The following is a 20,072-nucleotide window of genomic DNA, read 5'->3' as shown; positions in this document are numbered from 1 at the left end:
GAGCGTCATTTCCAGAGCTGAGCGGCAAACACCACAAGAATGCCGAGCGGCGCCACGTAGCGCATCAAAAAAAACGTCAGGCTGAAGAGCAACGGACTGCGAATCGACAACTCGTCACGCACCGTCTCACGGCTCATCACCCAACCAGCGAATACCACAAAACACAACCCACCCAGCGGCAACATGATCCGCGAAGTGAAGAAATCAATGACTCCAAAGAAGTCCAGGCCAGTCGATGCGCCCCACTGGTAGAGGTGGAATACACCTCCATCGTTCACGAAAAACTTGGCTTTTTGCCAGATATTGAACGAGAACACCGTTCCCAGCCCTACAAACCAGCAGGTAAATGCCAGCCAGAACGTCACCCAGGCGCAGCGAATACGGGTGCGCTCAACCAGATAGGCAACCATGGGTTCAAGCAGCGAAATCGCCGAGCTCCAGGCCGCTACAGCCACCAGCACGAAGAACACGACGCCCATCAACTGCCCGAATGCCACGTTGCCGAACGCGTATGGCAACGTTACAAACATCAGGCCCGGCCCCTCACTCGGGTTCAGGCCTGCAGCAAAAACGATAGGAAACAGCGCAAGGCCCGCCAGCAGCGAAACAAAGGTGTCGAGCAACGCGATGCCGACGACCGTGGTGCGGATAGACGCGCCCTTGGTCATGTAAGCGCCGTAGACCATGATCGAGCCGACACCGACGCTCAGGGAAAAGAACGCATGCCCCATCGCGGGCAGCAAGCCGTCCAAGACCTTGTCGGGATTGAAGTCGAACATGAAATGCACGCCTTCCATGAAATGCCCTGTGGTCAGGCTATAGCCCAACAGTGCCAGCATCAGCAGGAACAGCATCGGCATCATGATGCGCAGGCTCTTCTCCAGACCGGCCTCGACACCCTTGCCGATCACCACCGCCGACAGCAGCATGAAAATGGTGTGCCACAAAATCAGACGCCAAGGGTCTGCAATCACCGCGCCGAAATAGGCACCGACCTGATCCGGCGAAACACCCTGAAAATCGCCGCGCCCCATGTCGATGATGTAATCCAGCGACCAGCCGCCCACCACACTATAAAAGGAGAGAATCAGCAAAGCCGTGATCATTCCGGCAAAAGCGCCCCATGACCATCGCGCCGAATGCCCCGCTTCCAGCGCCAGCGTCTTGAGCGCATTCGCAGGACTGAGTCGGGAACGACGGCCAATCAGCGTCTCGGCGATCATCACCGGAATGCCGATCAGCGCGATGCACGCCAGAAACACCAGTACAAATGCACCGCCGCCATGGGCACCGACCATGTACGGAAATTTCCATATGCTGCCCAGCCCCACGGCAGAACCTGTGGCAGCCAGGATGAACACCCAGCGGCTTGCCCAGCTACCGTGGACTGAAACCTTGTCCGTCGACATTATCGAAACGCCCAGCCAAAAAAGATCGCGCATTGTCCGGGATTCAACCTTTGTGCTCAAGCACGCGCTTTCCCATAGCCGACATTGATGCAACTCCCTATAATGCGCCCCCTATGGCTAAGCTCAAGAAAAACCCTACAGGGACCATCGCGCAAAATAAAAAGGCGCGTCACGATTACTTCATCGAACACAAGTTCGAGGCCGGTCTGGTCCTGGCTGGCTGGGAAGTAAAAAGCCTGCGTGCCACCAAGGTACAGCTGGTCGACAGTTACGTGCTGCTCAAGGATGGCGAGGCCTGGCTGATGGGTTGCCACATCACGCCTCTCAAGACTGCCAGCACGCACGTCATCGCTGACCCGACACGCACCCGAAAACTGCTGCTGAACAAGCGCGAGCTCGAAAAGCTCACCAGCTCGGTTCAACAGAAAGGCTATGCCTGCGTGGCCCTTTCCGTTTACTGGAAGGAGCACTTGATCAAGTGCGAAATCGCGCTGGGTAAAGGTAAAAAGGAATACGACAAGCGCCACACCGAGCGTGAACGCGACTCGGACCGTGAGCTGCAGCGTGCCGTGCGTTCCAAGGGCAAGGACGACTAACTCCTTGCCTGTGCCGAATGCCTTGAACGGGCATTTGGCGCCGCGCACCTTCAATCCATCCGCCTCTCATCCACCCCGCACAATCACAACCCCAACGCGAAGATCGCCCCACTTTGGTGCCTTAACCGCCCAATGTGGCTTTTTCGCATCTGTCTGAAAATAAAATAGAACGCCTGCGTTACAGCACAGTCAATCCTTTAGGCCCTGAACATGAACGGGCTTTCAAACCCTCGGGCGACGGCCTCAACGACCGGCCATACCGAGTCCACAGGTTATAAGGAGAGACACATGATGCGTACCGCCCTCACTGGATTGTTCCTCAGCGCCGCCCTGTTGGCTTCGCCGGTTTTTGCCGCCGATGATTTGTGCGCTGCAAACATCAAAACGATCGAAAATGCTCAGGTTTCTTCCGGCACCAACCTGAGCCCGGAAAACAAGACAATGCTAGAAACCACTGAGAAAAACGCCAAAGCGGCTCAAGCTCAGAACGACGAGAAAAAATGCGTCGAAATCACCACCAAGGTGATCACCTCGCTGAAAAATACCGGCTCGGGCAGCGAAGGCACCAAGTAACCCCTTCGATCAGGCCCGCCACCCGGTTAGCCTGATCGATTGCAGCAAACGGGTCGACGTGACACGCCAATCGGCGTACACTGCGCCCCAGCGACTGCGAAAGCAGTCTCGGGGCCGATTTGGATTCGACGCCGGTGATGAAACTTTAGGTGCATGCCGAGTTGGTAACAGAACTCGTAAATCCACTGTTGCAACTTTCTATAGTTGCCAATGACGAAAACTACGGTGCTCAACTAGCTGCGTAAGCAGCCTAGCCGCACTTCTGGTAGCTTCGGCTCCAGCAATCATCAGGGGATGTCTGTAAACCCAAAATGATTGTCATATAGAACAGAATCGCCGTGCAGTACGCTGTGGACGAATCGGCTAAAACTTACACAGCTCGCCCAAAGCACCCTGCCCGTCGGGTCGCTGAGGGTTAACTTAATAGACACGGCTACGCATGTAGTACCGACAGCGGAGTACTGGCGGACGGGGGGTCAAATCCCCCCGGCTCCACCAAATTTACATCTAAAGACGTCCTCGGAGGTCTTTTTTTGTGCCTGAAATCCAGCAATATCAGGGCATTACGGTCCAGACAGTAAAGGCGACTACGGAGCACACATTCAAAAATGTGGCCACCGCATGGTTCGATCTAAAAAAGACTCAGTCACCACTGCCTATGCCGAAGATATATGGCGATCTCTTGCGCTGCACGTTCTGCCCGAACTGGCTAATACACCGATCTCGGCGATCACTGCATCTATGGTAATCGGATTGCTAGACCCCTTGAGGCAAAGGGCAGCCTAGAGACCGTCAAGCGACTTAGCCAGCGTCTAAACGAAATCATGACTTATGGGGTGAATGCTGGCCTGATTTTTTCAAATCCGCTCAGTGGAATCCGCTCCGTCTTCAAAAAACCGAAGAAGCAAAACATGGCGGCGCTTGCACCGGGTGAGCTGAAAGAACTAATGCTGACAGTCGCCAACGCCAGCATTAAAAAGACCACTCGATGCTTGATAGAGTGGCAGCTCCACACTATGACTCGTCCAGCAGAGGCTGCCACGGCTCGCTGGGCAGATATCGATCTCAAAAAGAAGATATGGACAATCCCTCCAGAGCGAATGAAAAAGCGCCGCACGCATGTCATCCCGCTCACCCAGCAAGCTCTGGAGCTTTTGGAAGCTATAAAGCCTTTCAGCGGACAGTGAGCCCTCCGGCCGACGCGATCAAAGATCGCTGGATCGGAGGGGTTGGCGGGAAAAGCAAAACTCAAACGTCAATTACAGATTCAGGCATCAAAGCTGGTTGATTGAGAGGTCACTGCCCCAACGGTGAGTTGGATGTGAGCTCAAGCCCCCCTTCTTTCAAGGGGGTAGGCCCAGCACCGAGACTCGCTGGATCCCACGCGTAATTGGACAATGATCTCTCACTGATCCGATCCAAGCTCACACAAGCAGCAACGCAGAACTATTCACTACGAATCCTGCTTTCTGATTTTTATCACCGAGTAGGCGTGGATCGGGACCGGCAAGACAATTTTTGTTCACTCATACTTTCTCTGGATGGCTATCCTCATGCTGGAACTCGCCCGACTTTTCGATAGGCACATCCAGGCCAGCGGTGTCGCACTCAGGCATGCCGCTGTAAATAACCAATGAGCGGCCGCTAAGGGATCCCCGCTGTGGCGGTAAATCAGGGTAGTCAGCGTCGGAGTGGAACTGCCGAAAATAGTCACCGATAAGGCATAAGCCAGCGAGACGCCCAACGCCCTGACTTGCACCGGAAACAGCTCTGCCAATGCCGCCGAAGCCGGCCCGGTGTAAAGCACCATCAGCACTGCCAGCCCACATTGGAAGCTGATCAGCGCCTGGAGACTGGGGTTGTTGTTCAACCATACGAACCCCGGGTAGGCACAGAGCGCGATCCCCACAGCACCAATGAGCATGACGGTGTAGCGCCCGATGCGGTCCGACAGTAGTGCCGTCAAGGGGCACAGCAGCGTGATGAGGCCGACCAAAACCAACCCCAGGTAGGCCTTGTTGCGCGGAAGTTCAAGCACCATCGATGCATAGGTCGGCATGAAATTGATCAATTGTGTCGCGACCGTCCAGAGAACGACGATCAACACCCCCATCACGAGATTGGGCAGATAAGGGCGAAGGCTCGGCCCCTTCCGTGCCATCGCATGCTTGTCTTGATTATCGAGAAAGCGGCGCAGCGGCTCGCTTTCCTCAAGGCTGCGACGAATTTTCAAACCTGCCACCACGACCAGCAGTCCGAAGACGTAGGGCACGCGCCAACCCCACTCATCCAACTGAGCGGGCGTCAGCACGCTCGACAACAGACTCGCACTTACACCGCATAGCAGGAATGATACGGCTTGCGCCACTTGTTGGCTGGACGCAAATAGACCGCGGCGGTTCGCAGGTGCCGTTTCGACAAGATAGGCCAGCGCGCCGCCGATCTCCCCCCCCCGGCTGCCACCCCCTGCAATATGCGCGCGACGACAATGCTCAACGGCGCCCACCATCCGATGGCCTCATAGGTCGGGCATACGGCCATGATCAGGGTCCCGGCGCCCATCAACATGATGGACAGGGTCAGCGCGGCCTTGCGCCCCCGGCGATCGGCATAGCGCCCCATCAGCAGCGCGCCCAACGGGCGGGCCACGAAGCCAACGGCGAGCGCCAGGTAGGAAGCGAGCAACGACATCAATGGGTCGGACGCCGGAAAGAACGCGACGGCGATCTGCAAGGCAAAGATTGCAAACAGGGTAAAGTAGAACCATTCCAATGCGGCGCCCACGCTCACCGCCAGAACCAGTTTCCTGCGTTCGCGCCCCTGGCTATCCAGGGCTGTGGCGCTCATTGCTCTCCCCCGGCGGGCATCGGGGGCAATGGCTCGCAACACGCCAGGCGGCGCAGGAACTGTTCACAGGCTTCAAGCTGAGCCAGCTCCACATACTCGTTCGCCTTGTGCGCTTGCTTGATACTCCCTGGGCCGCAGACGATCGTTGGAATTCCTGCGGCCTGGAACAACCCGGCTTCAGTGCTGTATGCCACTCGTTGTCGGTCATGGGCCATTGCACTGGCCTCACGGACCCATTGCGCGAAGGCTTGGTTGCCCTTCTCATCCAACCCCGGGTTATGCAACGTGTGGGAAAACTCGATGGACGCCGTCGCAGCGCGATCATTCATCTCACCGTGCATGGCCTGCTTGGCGTCGTCCTGGATCTGTACCAGCAGTTGCTCGGCATCGCAGCCGGGCAGGTAGCGAATCTCGAAGTCGAAGCTGCATTGACCAGGAATGACATTGCCAGCGACACCACCGTTGACCCGGCAGACCTGGACGGTGGTGTACGGGACATCAAACCCGCTGTCCAACGGCCCCTGTGCAAGCCGTCTGGCCACTTGCTGAAGCTGCATCTGTACCCTCGCGGCATAATCGATGGCGTTGACGCCCTCACTCGGCAACGATGAGTGCGCAACTTTGCCATGGACACAGCAATTGAGTTCATGACGCCCTTTGTGGCCGATCACCAGCTCCATTGAAGTCGGCTCGCCGACAATGCAACCGGCGGGCTCCAGCTGTGCCTGCGAGATGAAGGGCGCCAGATGTTTCGCACCCATCGCGCCCACCTCCTCGTCATAGGACAAGGCCAGGTGAAAGCTTTGCCGTGCAGACGCCATCAGCTCGGGAGCCATCGCCAGTACGACAGCGATAAACCCTTTCATATCCGAACTGCCGCGACCGTACAGCCGTCCGTGGTCCAGGTGGGCGCTGAACGGGTCCTGCGCCCAGGCCTGGCCCGCGACGGGCACCACGTCGGTATGTCCGGACAGGATGATGCCCCCGGGGCGCCGCGGTCCGAGACTGGCAAACAGGTTCGCCTTGCGCCCGGTGACGTCCGGTAGAATCTGGGCCTGCACCCCGACGCCGTGCAGGTACCCGCTCACCCATTCGATAAGGTCCAGATTGGAACGATCGCTGACCGAAGGGAAACCAATCAGGGTTCGTGCGATTTCCAACGTGCGTGCGAGCACGCTGCGGCCGTCATTCGAGCAAGCGTCTGCCGCCCCCTGTGCGAAGGCCAAGGAAAGAGTCATGGGATGCTCCAGTAAACCGAAGTCTATTTTTGAAGGGCGACAGGCATGGGGCCCGAGCGAACAACCTGCCTGTCTCGCGAAAACCAGACGTTGGACAACAACACCGCCACGCACACCACCGTAACCAGGACCGGCACCCAGGGGCTGTGCCAGGTGGAGAGCACGAACTCGGCCGCCAAGGCAATGACCGGCACGCACGGTGTGAGAATGGACACCCGCCCGCCCCCCAAATGTTGAATGGCAAACTGCAGGGTGAACACCGGAATCAGCACGCTGACGAATGCCAGCTTGATCAATTGGCCGAGCATGGCGGTATCAAGCGTGAGCAACTGGTGCAGGTTTTCCCGGCCGACCCATCCCGTGACAATCAAGAGCAGGAAGAACCTGACGCACAGAATATCCATGGCGCTGTACTTGCTGTCGCGGTTCAGTCGAGCCGAGCAGAACACGTAGATCCCGCCAGTGATCCCGGCGACAGAGGCCAGGGCAATGCCCTCATGCAAATTGACAAGACTGACCTGGGCCGTGACCCCCAGCGCGAGACGCATAAGAACCAGGGCCATCAGTGATAACAGGATCAGCAGCGCGCCCAGCCACCGGGAACGACTGACCGAGGACCGCGCCACCAGCATTTCGCAGACCACCACCACCAGCGGCATCCAGCCCTGATAGATGGCCGATTCCACCGACGCCTCGATGCGCTGCAGGGCCATGAACATCAGCCACCAACTGAACAGCGTCAGCACATTGAGCAGCAGCACGCCGCGCCACTCCTCGCGCAGCAGGCGAAACGGGTCATGACCACGCAAGGTATGCACCAGGAAAAATACCGCCCAGGCCATCAGGAAGGTAATGAATGTCAGCGCCGCCCCACTGATACGGGTGAACGCCACCATGACCCAGACGGCCGAGAGCGCCGTCGAGATGCAGTAGACCGCCATGCTGACGGCACCGAGTATTCCTGTCTTCATGCCTGCTCCTTGAGAAAAACCTGTTGCCTGCCGCCCACTGGATTGATCATGCGGTTCCCGGCTCCAGCACTTCCACCTGGGTTGGCACGTACTGCTGCAAGGCTTCGAAGTCGGCGCGCAGTACCAGTGGATCCGCGTTGTACAACGTCAGGATGCCTGCGGTATCGGCCAGGGATCGGGAGTCCACAACCATGCCCGGGGCGACCCGCCAATCGATGTCGTAGGCACTGGAAATGGGTGGTTCGTTGAGTTGGCTGATCCGGCCTTTGCGCAAGGGCAACAAGGCGGACACCACGTTGTTCTTCTCGTTGGGCTTGATGTCATCGAGCGCCGCGGCACCGGCCACGAGGTAGAGATTGGCGTCGATCAGGTTGATGTCGCTGTTTTTCTCGTGATACGGCACGCCGATGCCACCAGGTACGCGTGCGGCAATTTCCAGGAACACCGGATAACCGCGTTTGCGGTCTACAAAAACCTCGTGGTGCGTCGAGCCGTTGCGAAAGTTCAGGGCTGCGATCACGTCCCGGTTGAAGGCTTCCAGGGTCGCCCTGAGCGCAGGGTCGGCCACGGGAATCACGCTCAAGGGCTTGCCCTGGACAAAGTCGAAGTTGGTGCAACCCAGTTCCAGGACGCCGCAGTAGCGGATTTGGCCGTCAACCACAAACGAATCACACTGGAACATGTCGCCGTCGATGAACTCGTCCACCTCATAATCGAAATGATACGGTGACGCCAATACTTGCTCGCGGGCCTTGTTGAATTCGGCCTCGTTGCGAATGATCGACACCTCGAAACTGCCTGCCGCGTCCACCGGTTTCAGGACCAGGGGCAGGCCCAATCGCGCCGTCAGCTCGGCGTAGTAAGCCTGTGGCTCGGCCGATAGGCGTACGTGATCCAGTGGTACGAATTCGGGAATGCGTATCCCCTTCTGGCTGACGGCGTGCTTCATCAGCACCTTGTCGCGAAAATTCGCCACGATCGCCTGTGTATCGCCCTCTAATCCGAACTCCTCGCGTAACTGGGCCGCCAGCTCAACGTGGCATTCTTCCTGGCAGAAAATACGCAATGACGACGTGTTGCCCTGCACGGCGCGCAACTCATCGCTGATGACATCTCGACATTGGTCATGATCGAGCAACGGGCGAATGTTGCGCTGCAGGTCGGCATCGACGCGCACTACCTGCGAGACGTTGCGCTCGAGCACGGGGGGCAGGACATCAGCATGATAGGCGATCAGTACGGTGCGACAGTCTCGTCCCAGCGTCTGCAAGGCCTTCTCGGAGGCGAAGTTCAGGTAATGGGGCGTCAGGAAAACGATAGTCTTGATCATGGTAATGCCTCACTGGAAGTCGACGTTCATGCGATAGAGAAGGCGCGCATCGGCCCCCCCTTCACTTTTGGGGATTGGCGGACCTTTATGCAGCGTTGAGAGGTTGTCCCAGATCACGATGTCGCCTGGGCGGTAGGCATGCCGATAGCGCGGCGCCTGCTGAACGAGAAAATCGACCAGACTGTCGAGAATGCGATGGGACAGTGCAGGCGTTACCCCTTCTATTTGCATGGCCGTGGCGGCCGGCGCATAAAGCGATGTCGTACAGGAGAGCGGGTGTTTGAGCACCAGGGGGTGGACCACGGTGTCTTCCAGAGCGCCAGTCTCCTGGGAATTGAGCTGCTGCACCGCGGCGTCGGCATTGCGCAGTGCGTCGCGATTACCGAAACGGTGGTGAATCCGCAGGTTTTCCAGGTCGAGGCCCTTCAGGTGCTGCGGGCAACCCGGACTTACCAGCCACTGGCGAACCTGGTGCAGGCCTGCGACACAATCGATGAATTGAGTCTCGCCGTGCTGGTCCGGCACCTGCACGGACAGCAGTGACGTGAACACCGTATTCGCCGATTTGTACGACATGTCGGTGTGCCAATACCCGCCTCCTTCATGCACGCCCAAGGCCTGGCCGTTGCGATGGAGATTGGTCACGGTCAGCACTTCCCGATAATCCTCGAGGCAGTAATTGGCCAACACATGGTGCACAGGCGAACCCAGCCTGCGCATCAACTGCACATAAGGGGCAACACTAACGTCCTGGTTGGCGATGACCAGCACCTTGGCCCGGGCGATGGCTTGCTTGAGCTCCGCTGTCGATTGCTCGAGCACATCGCCAAGGTCCATGCGCAGCGGCTGGAACATCCTCACGCCCACGACCGCAGCCCTTCTTGCAGCGATGGCGTGGCACTCATTTCCGCTGCTGCGGGCACCATCGTGTTGATCGACGCATAACCTGAGGCTGCCCCCTCGAAATACAGGCCTGCGACAGGGCTTTTCCCATCCTGGTGGCAGGTGAATCCGGTCTGTGGGTTGAGCAGTTGCGGCCAGTCGGTGGCGGGCAGTTGTGCGGTGACGCCGATGGCCGAAACCAGGCATTGATCCTTCGCCGATATATCCAAGTGCAGCTCATACCCCTCGGATGCCTGGGCTTCGACCAGCCGGCCGGCCTCTTGAGCCTTGCGGCAGGAAGCCTGGAGCAGCGAATTGCCGTTGAGTGACGCCGGAAGATCCAGGACGACCTTGTCGCCTTCCTGGCGAATGCTGTTGTAGGCATGCAGCCAGATATTGGCCCGGCCCGTACTGTTGGCGCTGTTGAGCGGCCCTAGAAAGGAACTGGACGACGTCTTGGCTATCATCTCCAGCGTGCGCTGGCTCAGGGACCTGAGGGCAAACCGATCATCGGTCTCCTGGGGATACAGCCCCAGATAGGATTTGATCAGGATCGACACATTGCGGGCGAACGGGGCAAGCAGAAGTGCGATCTGGAACGCACTGTTACCGCTGCCGAAGATGACGACGTCCTGCTGCAGGAAGCGCTGGACCTGACCCCGCGCAACCATCTGGTAGACGTCAAAGCAATTGAGCCAATGCGCATTGGGCATTTCGAAGGGCGGCGCCTTCGGGCGAATCCCAGTCGCGAGGATAATCTGCCGCGCACGCAAGGGATGCCCCTGGGAACCCGCGGCCAGGTTTACCTCGAACAGCCCCTGCGCCTTGCTTACGGTGACCACCCGTTGCTGGATCCTGGTCAATGGCAAGGCTTCGAAGTTGCTCCGGATATAGGCGGCGTATTCCTCGCCAGTGGGGCTGACGCACAACTTGCGCATGAACCGATGCAAGGGATAGGGGGCCCCTTCGATCTCCAGTTCATTGCAGTACGACTGCAATGGATGGTCCCCCATCATGCCCATGCATCCCCCGAATACATCGCTGATGACCGCGACTTTCAGGCCCAGATCGATCAACCGGACACACTCGCTCAGCCCTGCGGGACCGCCGCCTACGACAATGACGTCGAACACATGCTGCTCCATTTCAAAAATCCTCCAGGCGGGCACAAGCTTGATCAACAATGGGTTTGGCTACCGAGAAAGAAAATCTGACATAGGTGGGGCACTGCCCCAGATAGAAGGGCGTCGCGGGCAATGGCATGACCCCGCAACGAACGGCCAGGTGTTGACTGAATTCAACCGGGGACAATGAAGGCGCCCGCCGTGAATAGTCGGCCATGAGGTAATGGCCGCCCGCCGGTAACTGGATATCCAGCCCGGCGGCCATCAGCGCACCTGCCAGGCGATCGCGTTTGTGCTTGTAGTGCTCGCGCAGGCTTTCGAGTCGCCCGATGGTCAACTCATCGAGCAAAACCGCGACGGCTGCCTGTATGGGGGTGGGTTAGCAATAGCTCAGGTACAGGTGATGGGCATAGGCTCGCGCCATGAAGGTTGCCTGCGCGCACAACCAGCCGATCCGGACTCCGGTCATGGACAACAACTTCGAAGCGCTGCCTGCCACCATCATGGGAATCTGTTGATGGGGGTACTGCGTCGGTGCGTCGGCGTCGTACTGATAGTGACGGTAGGCTTCGTCGACAATCACCATGAAGTCATGGTTTTTTGCCAACGCCACCAGATGCTGCCAATCATCGGCGGACATGCACCATCCGGTCGGGTTGTGGGGGGTGTTGAGCAGCAAGATGCGAACACCGGCACGCAATTGCTGTTCGAGCATTGCCCATTCGGGACCGATTGAATGCCCCACCGACAACGGCACTGCAACAAACTCCAACCCCAACAATGTGGCCATTCCTGGGTAATAGGGATAGAAGGGTTCAAAAAAAGCGACCTTGCTGCCGTATTGCGTGGAAGCTGCGCATAGGGCCAAGTACAAGGCCTCGGTACAGCCGCTGGTCACCAGAACCTCGGTGTCGGGCGCATAGCCGGCATTGTGGCCCGCAATGCTTTCGCGCAAGATCATTTCGCCGCGAGGGTCGGCGTACTGCCAGCCCGCCCGTACCTGGCGGGCCAACGCCGCATTCATGGCATTGTCAAACAGGGGTTCGGGAAGTCCTTGCGACAGGTTCAAGGCCCCTGAGGATGCTGCATATGCACTGGCATCCCGGAAGGGCGCCACTCGACCAATCAATGTCCAATCATCCATGGCTTCCCGCCCCCTTGTCTTGATCGTTCAAGCGTGAGTGGCTACTCGGTTGAGTCCTTGCCAGAATCGGGTCAACAAGTTCAGCATTCGGCAGCGCCCTCCAGGATATCGTTGCCGTTGTCAGTGTCCCGGGCGGCCTCCATGACCGCATCACTGATCCATTGCACATGATCGGTTTCAACCAGCATGTGCAGATAGAAGTAGGTGAAGTCTTCGTGTTTCCACCCGCTGTAGAGGCGGAAGCCTTCGTAAAGGCTGGCGATCATCGGAAAGCCAAACTCTTCGATAACGTAATGAGCACCAATGGCATGCTCTGTCGAACCCTCGAGGAAAATTCGACGCAGGCCATCGACCAGCTCGCTGGCCTCGGGAATGTACTCAACCTTCTTCCAGTCATCCAACGTGATGCCGACGCCGGCAAGTACACGCTCAAACATAATGAAGTGTGCTTCGCCCACTCCATCACCAAGCTCAGACACTACCGTGCGCGCCAACTTCATTCGAATCACTTCGCTGTCGGTGCGGTGTGAAGTACCTGCCAGGATCTGCGGGAAAGTACGGATATAATAAAAGTACTGCTGGAATACTTTTTTCAACGTTGCCTTAGGCAGCGGGGCCTGGCGAAACGTTTTATAGAATGCGTTGGTATTGATCCCCGAAGCCGTGATCATTTCCTTAATCGAATGGATGATTTGCTCACCCGTCAGATAGCCTTGTTCCATTTGCTGAGCCGGCATAGATACCCCCAAATACGATAAGGTAGCTTGGAAGACAGTGACAGAATGCCACCGCATGTTTCATATAGCAAACAACCGACACGCGCGCGCAAATTAATACTTCTAATCAAAGACCCCAAGAGCAATAGATTTATTTTGAAACAAAAAATGACAAATATAATTTTACGATCAATATCAATGATCTATTACCGAAAATGAATTTTACGCACCAAAGAAAAGCACTATTTATTTTTTCGCACCAATCAAACGCACATCGAACGCTAAGCTTAGAGTCAAATCTTCTCCATCTGGAATTTTCTTATAGCGAACAATCAACCCATTGATATCGCGTTGACCCTCAAAGCCGAGCGCACCGCGCGCGAATGGTCCATCAGCGAGCTAGCCCAGCTCTCCGGTGTATCAAAGGCAATGATTAGCAAAATTGAAAATGCCCAGGTCAGCCCTACCTCGACGATTCTAGGTCGGCTGTCGGGAGCCTTCGGCTTGCCCCTCTCCACCCTTCTGCATCGCGCCGAGGGGCGCTCGGGACTTCTCTCAAGAGCCGCGGAGCAACCGCGCTGGGTGGACCCGGAAACGGGTTACACACGCCAGCAAATATCTCCGCGGGAGGGGTGGCCACTGGAGCTGATCAGCGTGAAACTGCCGCCGGGAGTTCGTGTCAGCTACCCTGCCACCGCCTACGTATTTCTTCATCAGCAGGTATGGATCACGCAAGGCACATTAACGTTTACCAAAGGCGCTACCCTCTACATATTGGAACAGGGCGACTGCCTACAGCTGGGCCTACCTGAAGAGGCTTGCACGTTCGAAAACGCCACGCCGGTAACTTGCGAATACGTTATTGCCCTGCATCGCAAATAAGCACAAGCCCATTATGCCCCTCAGCTACGCAAACCAGAGACTCGCTTCAAAGCGGTATATTTCTATTCATAGAGGCCATGGTTTGGCTTGGGATGGCTCACCACAGTTCGAGCTTTGGAGGCGACACCCGGCACCTATCACCGCCTATGAAGTGAAAGCTTGGCCCGGTGTTATGCGGCGACCTCACTGACCCTACAGGGCCGGCAGCTCGAGGTGGTATACAACGGTTCTAGACTTCTTGCAGGCTGAGTGGCCGCAGTATGAGCGTCCAGCGAAGTCACCTATCCAGCGATAGGCATCACGCTGCTTGCCCTCAACCACAATCCTGAACGCGCTCTATTCACCCAATGCACGACTGACTTAGGTACGGCGTTCTGNTCGCTCCATCCTCTCAAAGGTTGGAGTCTCCGAGAAACCCGGGGCGGTTCATTATCCCTGAAGAGGTCATATTGGACGTGAGCAACTTTCGCCTTGCTCCAGTCGAGCGTTACCGACGTTGTGGTCTGTTCGGTGGATTTGAAGTCGAGAGGCAGTGACGGGTTACCGGGAGCAGGTGTTTCGCCAGCAGTCTTGACCTTTAATACATTACTGACCTCTGACCACTGAAGTTCGGTATCTTGTGCAACGACGTAGTATTCATACTGAGTATCGGCAGTGACGTCGCTATCGGTATACGCGGTCGTTACGCTTGCGATCGTTTGAAAAGGCCAACCATTGCGGCCAATTTGATACCTGACGATTTGGCTATCGCTGGTAGACGGTGTCCACGTTAGCGACACACTGCTCTGGGTGACGTCTGCGAGGCTCAATACAGGTGTCGTCGGTTTTGCATCGCCTCCGCCTTCACTCTGTGTACGCACGGTGAGCGCGGCCGAGAATTCGGATGTGTTGCCTATGACATCAATTGCACGCACCTGGTAACTGTAAGCAGTACCGGGCTGAAGGCCGGTATTGTTATAAACAGGGTTGTCTACAAGAAAGGAGTCCGCACCGTTACGACGCAATTCATATTGCAAGACCGGTTGCGGGCCTTCCGAGAGCGACCAGTTCAGTTTCACCGACGTTGCAGTTTTTTCGGTTGATCTGAGATCAGCAGGTACTGATGGTTTTTCCGGTACAGGTGTTTCGCCTCCGGTGAGATAACCGTAGCGGTTCACGAACTCCCAGTTGTACTCCTCGCCGCTTTTGTTCTTGCCGGCATCCCAGTTGACTGACCAGGTCATCAGCCCGCGAATCGGATTGCCGGCTTTTCTCAAGTCGTCCAATGCATCTATAGCATCCTGCGGGTTTACCACATAACCGGTAGCGGCTGCGTCGTTATTGGTGGGTAAGCCAATGGCCAGTCTATCGGCGGGAATTGTTGTGAAGCCACGTGTACCGTGGATCAGGCTATCAGTCAGGTAGTAGAGAAAATCTTTCTTGTGAGCATCGTTGTTTTGAGTGACCCACAGGCCGCTGCCATTATTGGCTTCATCGACCCATAAGCCATCGCCGCCCTGGTTGTAGTACTGTGGCGCAATAAAGTCATAGATGTCTTCCAGAGCGTTGATGTAGGCCAGGTAAGCGCCGCCGCTTCTCAACGATTCCAGGAACGTCACGACGTCTTTTAGAAACGGAAAGTACGTAGTGATTTCTTTCAATAAAGGAAGTTTTTTGCTGACTCTAAGGTAAGGAAATTCCGGGGCCATGCTGATGATGAAGTGCTTCCCTTCTGTCTCGTAATACTCGCGCACCATCCTCAACGCAGCGGGTAATACGGTCTGGTTATCGGCAAAGGTAATAGCAGCTTGTTCGAGGTCGATATCCAGGCCGTCAAAGCCATAGGTTTCAACCAGACGAATAATTTCATAGGCCAGTGCATCTTCCTGACCGGCATGCAACTCAATATGCGCGTCAGCCCCGCCAAGAGAAATCAGCACTGCACGGCCTTGTGCATTCAGTGCTGCCACCTGAGCGCGAAACGCATCATCACTCAGGTTATAAGGTTTGAAGGTGGGAATGCCGGCACCTTTCATAAAGGCCACTGCCACAACGTTATACGCTTCGGGTATGTCGGTCAGCGCCATCTCTTTGAAGAGGCCTTGCTGGTAACCTTGATCGGGTTCGGAAGGCCAGTTATGCCAGAACCCCATGAGAATATTTTTGCCCCTTATATCCGGCATGGTCGAGGCGGCATCGGTTGTTTTGTTTTTATATTGATCAATGATTTTTGGGTTGAGCATAGTCCGTGTCTCCTTCCGTTGGATTGACTTCCACGAGAGTTGATCACGAGAGGGGTTTTCAGGTAACTGTCAGAAATGACGGTATCGGCGGAGGAGTTGTTGTGCGGGGGAAACGGGAAATTCGTCAGTCGACGATCGTTTGAGCAGGCTCACCTCGCTGAAGAGTGAGCCGTACTCAGTATTGCCAAGGGCAGGTGTGCCCTCTACTCGTGATTCACCGCCACGCCCTTCAGATAGGGTGCTGGCTCTGCCCCGAGGTTTTCCAGCATACGCGAGCTGTACCAGTCGACGAAGTTGACCACGCCGAACTCATAAGTTTTCGAATAAGGCCCGGGTTGATAGGCGGTAGAGTTAATGCCGCGCTGGTTTTCTTCGGCAAGACGGCGGTCCTGATCATTGGTGGCATCCCAGACCTGGCGCATGCGTTCCACGTCATAGTCAACGCCTTCGACTGCATCCTTGTGGACAATCCACTTGGTGGTGACCATGGTTTCCTGTGCACTTATCGGCCACACCGTGAATACGATGATGTGATCGCCCATGCAGTGGTTCCAGGAGTGCGGCAAATGCAGAATACGCATCGAGCCCAGGTCCGGGTTCTGGATGCGGCCCATCAGCTTTTTGCAGCCGACCTTGCCGTCCAGGGTCATCGACACCGTGCCTTTGAGCAGCGGCATGCGCACGATACGGTTACGCAGGCCGAAACTGGCGTGGGCGTAGGGGATTTTCTCGGCGTCCCACGCAGCAGCAGATGCGGCCACGTGATCCTTGAAGGCCTGATCGGCGCGCGGGTCTGTGACATCGTCCCATTCCAGCAGGGTTTTGAGCAGCTCAGGGTGCGAGCCACCGCAGTGATAGCACTCGCGGTTGTTCTCCAGCACCAGCTTCCAGTTGGCCTTTTCCATCAAGGTGGTTTGCACCGCCACCTTGGTGTTCTCCATATCATAGGGTTCCATGTAGTGCCGCAGCGTCGACAGGAACTCGTCGATGGCAGGCGGGTTCTCCGCCAGGCTGATGAAAATGTAACCGCCTGCGGTCTTGACGTGCACCGGCTTGAGGCCGAACTGCTTCATGTCGAAGTCGTCGCCCATTTCAGTGCCCGCATACAGCAGGCGGCCATCCAGCTCGTAGGTCCACTGGTGATAGTGGCAAACCAGTTTGGCGACTTTTCCTTTCTCGGCAGTGCACAGGCGCGAGCCGCGATGGCGGCATACGTTGTGGAACGCGTTGACTGCGCCGTCCGCACCACGCACCACCAGGATCGGGTTCTTGCCGATCTGCAGCGTCAGGTAATTGCNAGCCAATCATGGCGGCAATTCTACCCCAGCCGACTTTTCGTACAAAACCTAGGTAAGAAATCACCTGTAATTTGGGCAAGTAGAGGAACATACGCTACGACGATATCTTCACTAGCCTGCTCCCGTAATTTGAGGCGCTTGATAGGCAGCGTGTTCGTTGCAGGTGTCACGCCGATATCGACATCCAAACAATCCGCTAACGATGGTATTGGCTCGTCGCGAAGCAGATCGTGCCAGCGCCCCTCGCCATCAGCGCTTACGTGCATACGTGGGCCGCCGACATACTCGACCCGCACCTCACGTGTGCGGAAAAGAGCGTCAGTACGGACAAAGTAGTGCGCACCGTAATCTCCTTCGCGAGTACCAATGACAACGCCTTCAAGGATTGAATAATCACCACTCTCAAAAAACGAGCAATGATCCAGGCCATTCCCGTCCCAATCGCACCATTGAGCAACTGTCTTCATCCGTTTCTTCCTTTGCGGAGCGGGTTAGCGATGTTACTAGGTGAGCGAAGCTTGCGGCGCAGAGAGGCTCATTGGTTTGATCCTATCGCTGAAAGAGCCCCATGAAAGACAGGACGCCGTTACCCCCTTAAGATAAGGGATAGGCAAACGGGTATGTTTATGACTAACAGCAACGACAAGGGTGGTGAGCTGCTCGGCCAGGAACGCCGACGCCGCTGGAGCACCGACCAGAAGCTGGCCATGGTTCGAGAGAGCCTTGAACCTGGACAAAGCGTGTCCGTAGTGGCCCGACGCAACGGCATCAATGCCAACCAGCTGTTCCTGTGGCGCAAGCTCTACCAGGACGGCAGCTTGTCGGCAGTCAGTGCTGGCGAGGCCGTGGTGCCAGCGTCGGAGCTGAGCGATGCGCTCAAGCAGATCCGCGAATTGCAGCGGATGCTGGGCAAGAAGACGATGGAGGCCGAAGTTCTCAAAGAGGCCGTGGAGATCGCTCGCTCGCGAAAATGGATTGCGCACTCACCCTTGTTGCCGGGGGACGACCAGTGAAACTGGTCAGTGAATGTCTCGGTGTGTCGCGCTCGCAATTAACGGTACGAATCAAGCAATCGGTATCGCCCAAAGTACGGCGACGTCGGCTCGTGAACGATACGGAGTTGGTTGACGAGATCAAGCAGCAAGTCAGCGAATTGCCGAGTTATGGCTACCGTCGGGTTTGGGGTTTGCTGCGCCGCGAACGTGAAATCCACTCGCTGGCCCCAGTCAATGTGAAGCGGGTTTACCGCGTCATGCGCGATCACGATCTGTTACTGGAGCGACGCATCAAGCAGCCTGGCGTCCAGCGCCGGCATGAAGGCCGCATCGCTGTTACTACCAGCGATACCCGCTGGTGTTCGGACGGCTTCGAGTTCCGCTGTGATGACGGTGCGAAGTTGAGCGTAACTTTTGCCCTGGACTGCTGTGACCGTGAAGCCATCGGCTGGGTGGACGGCTTCGAGTTCCGCTGTGATGACGGTGCGAAGTTGAGCGTAACTTTTGCCCTGGACTGCTGTGACCGTGAAGCCATCGGCTGGGTCGCCAGCCCGACGGGCTACAGCGGTGATGATATCCGAGACTTGATGCTGGAAAGCGTGGAGAAGCGGTTTGGCGATCAACTACCGAGCACGCCGGTGCAATGGCTGAGTGATAACGGCTCGGCCTATATCGCCGAGCAGACGCGTCAGTTTGCCCGCCAGATCGGCTTGCAACCGGTGACTACACCGGTGCGCAGCCCGCAAAGCAACGGCATGGCGGAGAGCTTCGTGAAGACGATCAAGCGTGATTACGTGGCGCACATGCCCAAACCTGATCGAGTAACGGCGCTGCGTAATCTGACGATTGCCTTCGAGCATTACAACGAGCAGCATCCGCACAGCGCTTTGAAATATCGGTCGCCGAGAGAGTTTAGGCGCTTGGCAGCAGCATCAATTTAACGGGGAGTTGGTGTCCGGTATTGTAGGGGCAAGTCCATTATCGGTCGCCGAGAGAGTTTAGGCGCTTGGCAGCAGCATCAATTTAACGGGGAGTTGGTGTCCGGTATTGTAGGGGCAAGTCCATTCTGCATCTATAGCCCTCTAAATGGCGACCGCGCGACACCACGTAACGGGTCGATGGTTGCGTTCGAAGCCCAAACGCGGGCGCAGGTTGATGACTACTACACGATCGCTATGGCTGTGTCGTTGCGGATAGCGATAAATCGGATTTGTCAGGCCAATTGTCACGCGGAGAGTTGCGGCAATGCCTTGTACGACGTGGCTTGCAGCAGTGGTACGAGCGCCCGTCTCTTTCCGGGAGAAAGAGACGGGCGCAGTCTGGCGCAATGAAGTGTGCCAAGAGGTGAAGTTGCTGCAGTGCAGCGAGGAAGGTCCATCGTCGGCCGCAGTGGGCAGATAAGTCGAGTAAGCAACCATCACTCCTGGGGAGTGACCGTGCGAGCCGCCGGATGCTAATCGCACTTTGGGAGAACCACCAAGCTAATGGTGTAGCCTTAAAGGTCCGGGCTACCTGGGCTGGTGCTGCCAACGACAGCGAACAGTGCGCCAATTTTTATACCCACGCGAAAAGACGGTCAAGCATCACGGTCGAAATCCGCAAAAAGTGGCGACTGTCGCCACTTCTGTCGCCGTGCGCCTAGCCACGTTCTATGTGCGTTGTCGCCGCTGTCGCCATTTCTCTAGCCCTAACCCTACTACAAACTCGGCTCTGACACTGAGTTGCGCTCGATAGAGATCGTGGGCAATTACTTAGGGTTTGTCTGAAAAGTCAGCCCGCAAGCATCTTTCGATGCAAGCCAGTGTGACCATCGCTTTAAAGCTACTTGCCAGCTTGTCGTAACGC

Annotated in this window: 15 protein-coding genes, 1 other RNA gene and 5 pseudogenes; 7 read left to right on the top strand and 14 right to left on the bottom strand. The window is 56.7% G+C overall.

Translation table 11 applies throughout. The features are described 5' to 3' along the window. Positions 1-5: 5 nt before the first annotated feature. Positions 6-1,409, bottom strand: coding sequence for a sodium-dependent transporter (locus AO277_RS11000; RefSeq protein ID WP_044318179.1), 1,404 nt, complete (start codon positions 1,407-1,409; stop codon positions 6-8). 113 nt (positions 1,410-1,522) lie between these two features. Here AO277_RS11000 and smpB point away from each other — a divergent pair, with 113 nt between their 5' ends. The 4 genes and pseudogenes from smpB to AO277_RS10980 all read left to right on the top strand — a co-directional run. After that, positions 1,523-2,005: an SsrA-binding protein SmpB gene (smpB, locus tag AO277_RS10995; RefSeq protein WP_002555146.1), complete on the top strand. Its 483-nt coding sequence runs from the start codon at positions 1,523-1,525 to the stop codon at positions 2,003-2,005. A gap of 288 nt (positions 2,006-2,293) precedes the next feature. Further along, the gene (locus AO277_RS10990; protein ID WP_002555147.1) at positions 2,294-2,578 is read left to right on the top strand and encodes a PA2433 domain-containing protein; all 285 of its coding nucleotides are present in this window, start codon (positions 2,294-2,296) and stop codon (positions 2,576-2,578) included. Between the two features lie 110 nt (positions 2,579-2,688). After that, positions 2,689-3,076: a transfer-messenger RNA gene (gene ssrA, locus AO277_RS10985) on the top strand. Between the two features lie 82 nt (positions 3,077-3,158). Further along, positions 3,159-3,759, top strand: a pseudogene (locus AO277_RS10980) (tyrosine-type recombinase/integrase); the annotation flags it as partial. 341 nt (positions 3,760-4,100) lie between these two features. On the opposite strand, the gene AO277_RS10975 reads toward AO277_RS10980, so the two are convergent. The 9 genes and pseudogenes from AO277_RS10975 to AO277_RS10940 form a co-directional block, all read right to left on the bottom strand. Then, complete coding sequence (locus tag AO277_RS10975; RefSeq protein WP_257214215.1) at positions 4,101-5,009, bottom strand: MFS transporter; 909 nt, start codon at positions 5,007-5,009, stop codon at positions 4,101-4,103. Continuing rightward, on the bottom strand, positions 4,910-5,425 hold the full coding sequence (locus AO277_RS29075; protein ID WP_257214213.1) for an MFS transporter: 516 nt from the start codon (positions 5,423-5,425) through the stop codon (positions 4,910-4,912). The genes AO277_RS10975 and AO277_RS29075 overlap by 100 nt, the downstream gene beginning before the upstream one ends. Continuing rightward, the gene (argE, locus tag AO277_RS10970) at positions 5,422-6,663 is read right to left on the bottom strand and encodes an acetylornithine deacetylase (protein ID WP_180273439.1); all 1,242 of its coding nucleotides are present in this window, start codon (positions 6,661-6,663) and stop codon (positions 5,422-5,424) included. Before argE ends, AO277_RS29075 begins: the two co-directional genes overlap by 4 nt. 23 nt (positions 6,664-6,686) lie before the next feature. Then, positions 6,687-7,634, bottom strand: coding sequence for an EamA family transporter (locus tag AO277_RS10965; RefSeq protein ID WP_005733019.1), 948 nt, complete (start codon positions 7,632-7,634; stop codon positions 6,687-6,689). 46 nt (positions 7,635-7,680) lie between these two features. After that, entirely contained in the window at positions 7,681-8,964 is a 1,284-nt protein-coding gene (locus tag AO277_RS10960; RefSeq protein WP_044318164.1) for an ATP-grasp domain-containing protein, read from the bottom strand. Positions 8,965-8,973: 9 nt separating this feature from the next. Then, complete coding sequence (locus tag AO277_RS10955; protein ID WP_236691217.1) at positions 8,974-9,819, bottom strand: TauD/TfdA dioxygenase family protein; 846 nt, start codon at positions 9,817-9,819, stop codon at positions 8,974-8,976. 2 nt (positions 9,820-9,821) lie between these two features. After that, the gene (locus AO277_RS10950; protein ID WP_044318162.1) at positions 9,822-10,991 is read right to left on the bottom strand and encodes an NAD(P)/FAD-dependent oxidoreductase; all 1,170 of its coding nucleotides are present in this window, start codon (positions 10,989-10,991) and stop codon (positions 9,822-9,824) included. A 1-nt stretch (position 10,992) separates the two neighbouring features. Beyond that, positions 10,993-12,114: pseudogene (locus tag AO277_RS10945) on the bottom strand (pyridoxal phosphate-dependent aminotransferase). An 80-nt stretch (positions 12,115-12,194) separates the two neighbouring features. Then, complete coding sequence (locus AO277_RS10940; RefSeq protein WP_236691216.1) at positions 12,195-12,836, bottom strand: iron-containing redox enzyme family protein; 642 nt, start codon at positions 12,834-12,836, stop codon at positions 12,195-12,197. Between the two features lie 345 nt (positions 12,837-13,181). On the opposite strand from AO277_RS10940, the gene AO277_RS10935 reads away from it, so the two are divergent. Together AO277_RS10935 and AO277_RS29070 are read left to right on the top strand one after the other, a co-directional pair. Further along, positions 13,182-13,712: an XRE family transcriptional regulator gene (locus tag AO277_RS10935; protein ID WP_232923174.1), complete on the top strand. Its 531-nt coding sequence runs from the start codon at positions 13,182-13,184 to the stop codon at positions 13,710-13,712. 23 nt (positions 13,713-13,735) lie between these two features. Next, a pseudogene (locus AO277_RS29070) lies at positions 13,736-13,949 on the top strand (LysR family transcriptional regulator); the annotation flags it as partial. A gap of 44 nt (positions 13,950-13,993) precedes the next feature. Here AO277_RS29070 and AO277_RS10920 read toward each other — a convergent pair. The 3 genes and pseudogenes from AO277_RS10920 to AO277_RS10910 all read right to left on the bottom strand — a co-directional run bounded on the left by AO277_RS10920 (position 13,994) and on the right by AO277_RS10910 (position 17,699). Next, on the bottom strand, positions 13,994-15,934 hold the full coding sequence (locus tag AO277_RS10920; protein WP_306600031.1) for a fibronectin type III domain-containing protein: 1,941 nt from the start codon (positions 15,932-15,934) through the stop codon (positions 13,994-13,996). A gap of 203 nt (positions 15,935-16,137) precedes the next feature. Beyond that, positions 16,138-17,229, bottom strand: a pseudogene (gene gbca / locus AO277_RS10915) (glycine betaine monooxygenase oxygenase subunit); the annotation flags it as partial. 23 nt (positions 17,230-17,252) lie between these two features. Continuing rightward, positions 17,253-17,699, bottom strand: coding sequence for a putative glycolipid-binding domain-containing protein (locus tag AO277_RS10910; RefSeq protein WP_236691331.1), 447 nt, complete (start codon positions 17,697-17,699; stop codon positions 17,253-17,255). A 159-nt stretch (positions 17,700-17,858) separates the two neighbouring features. Between AO277_RS10910 and AO277_RS10905 the strand changes: the two genes are divergently transcribed. Then, a protein-coding gene (locus AO277_RS10905; protein WP_218962511.1) for an IS3 family transposase occupies positions 17,859-19,168 on the top strand; the annotation gives its coding sequence in 2 pieces (ribosomal slippage) (positions 17,859-18,204 and positions 18,204-19,168; 1,311 coding nt in all). An 810-nt stretch (positions 19,169-19,978) separates the two neighbouring features. On the opposite strand, the pseudogene AO277_RS10895 reads toward AO277_RS10905, so the two are convergent. Continuing rightward, a pseudogene (locus AO277_RS10895) lies at positions 19,979-20,072 on the bottom strand (IS5/IS1182 family transposase); the annotation flags it as partial.

This window comes from Pseudomonas amygdali (genome assembly GCF_002699855.1).
Lineage (GTDB): Bacteria > Pseudomonadota > Gammaproteobacteria > Pseudomonadales > Pseudomonadaceae > Aquipseudomonas > Aquipseudomonas amygdali.
This window is presented reverse-complemented; position numbering and strand designations above follow the sequence as displayed.

Coding starts and splice junctions, on each gene's coding strand:
- AO277_RS10940 (WP_236691216.1), bottom strand. CDS start 12,836: ATGGAACAAGGCTATCTGACGGGTGAGCAAATCATCCATTCGATTAAG.
- AO277_RS11000 (WP_044318179.1), bottom strand. CDS start 1,409: ATGTCGACGGACAAGGTTTCAGTCCACGGTAGCTGGGCAAGCCGCTGG.
- AO277_RS10955 (WP_236691217.1), bottom strand. CDS start 9,819: ATGTTCCAGCCGCTGCGCATGGACCTTGGCGATGTGCTCGAGCAATCG.
- AO277_RS10990 (WP_002555147.1), top strand. CDS start 2,294: ATGATGCGTACCGCCCTCACTGGATTGTTCCTCAGCGCCGCCCTGTTG.
- smpB (WP_002555146.1), top strand. CDS start 1,523: ATGGCTAAGCTCAAGAAAAACCCTACAGGGACCATCGCGCAAAATAAA.
- AO277_RS29075 (WP_257214213.1), bottom strand. CDS start 5,425: ATGAGCGCCACAGCCCTGGATAGCCAGGGGCGCGAACGCAGGAAACTG.
- AO277_RS10950 (WP_044318162.1), bottom strand. CDS start 10,991: ATGGAGCAGCATGTGTTCGACGTCATTGTCGTAGGCGGCGGTCCCGCA.
- argE (WP_180273439.1), bottom strand. CDS start 6,663: ATGACTCTTTCCTTGGCCTTCGCACAGGGGGCGGCAGACGCTTGCTCG.
- AO277_RS10965 (WP_005733019.1), bottom strand. CDS start 7,634: ATGAAGACAGGAATACTCGGTGCCGTCAGCATGGCGGTCTACTGCATC.
- AO277_RS10910 (WP_236691331.1), bottom strand. CDS start 17,699: ATGAAGACAGTTGCTCAATGGTGCGATTGGGACGGGAATGGCCTGGAT.
- AO277_RS10960 (WP_044318164.1), bottom strand. CDS start 8,964: ATGATCAAGACTATCGTTTTCCTGACGCCCCATTACCTGAACTTCGCC.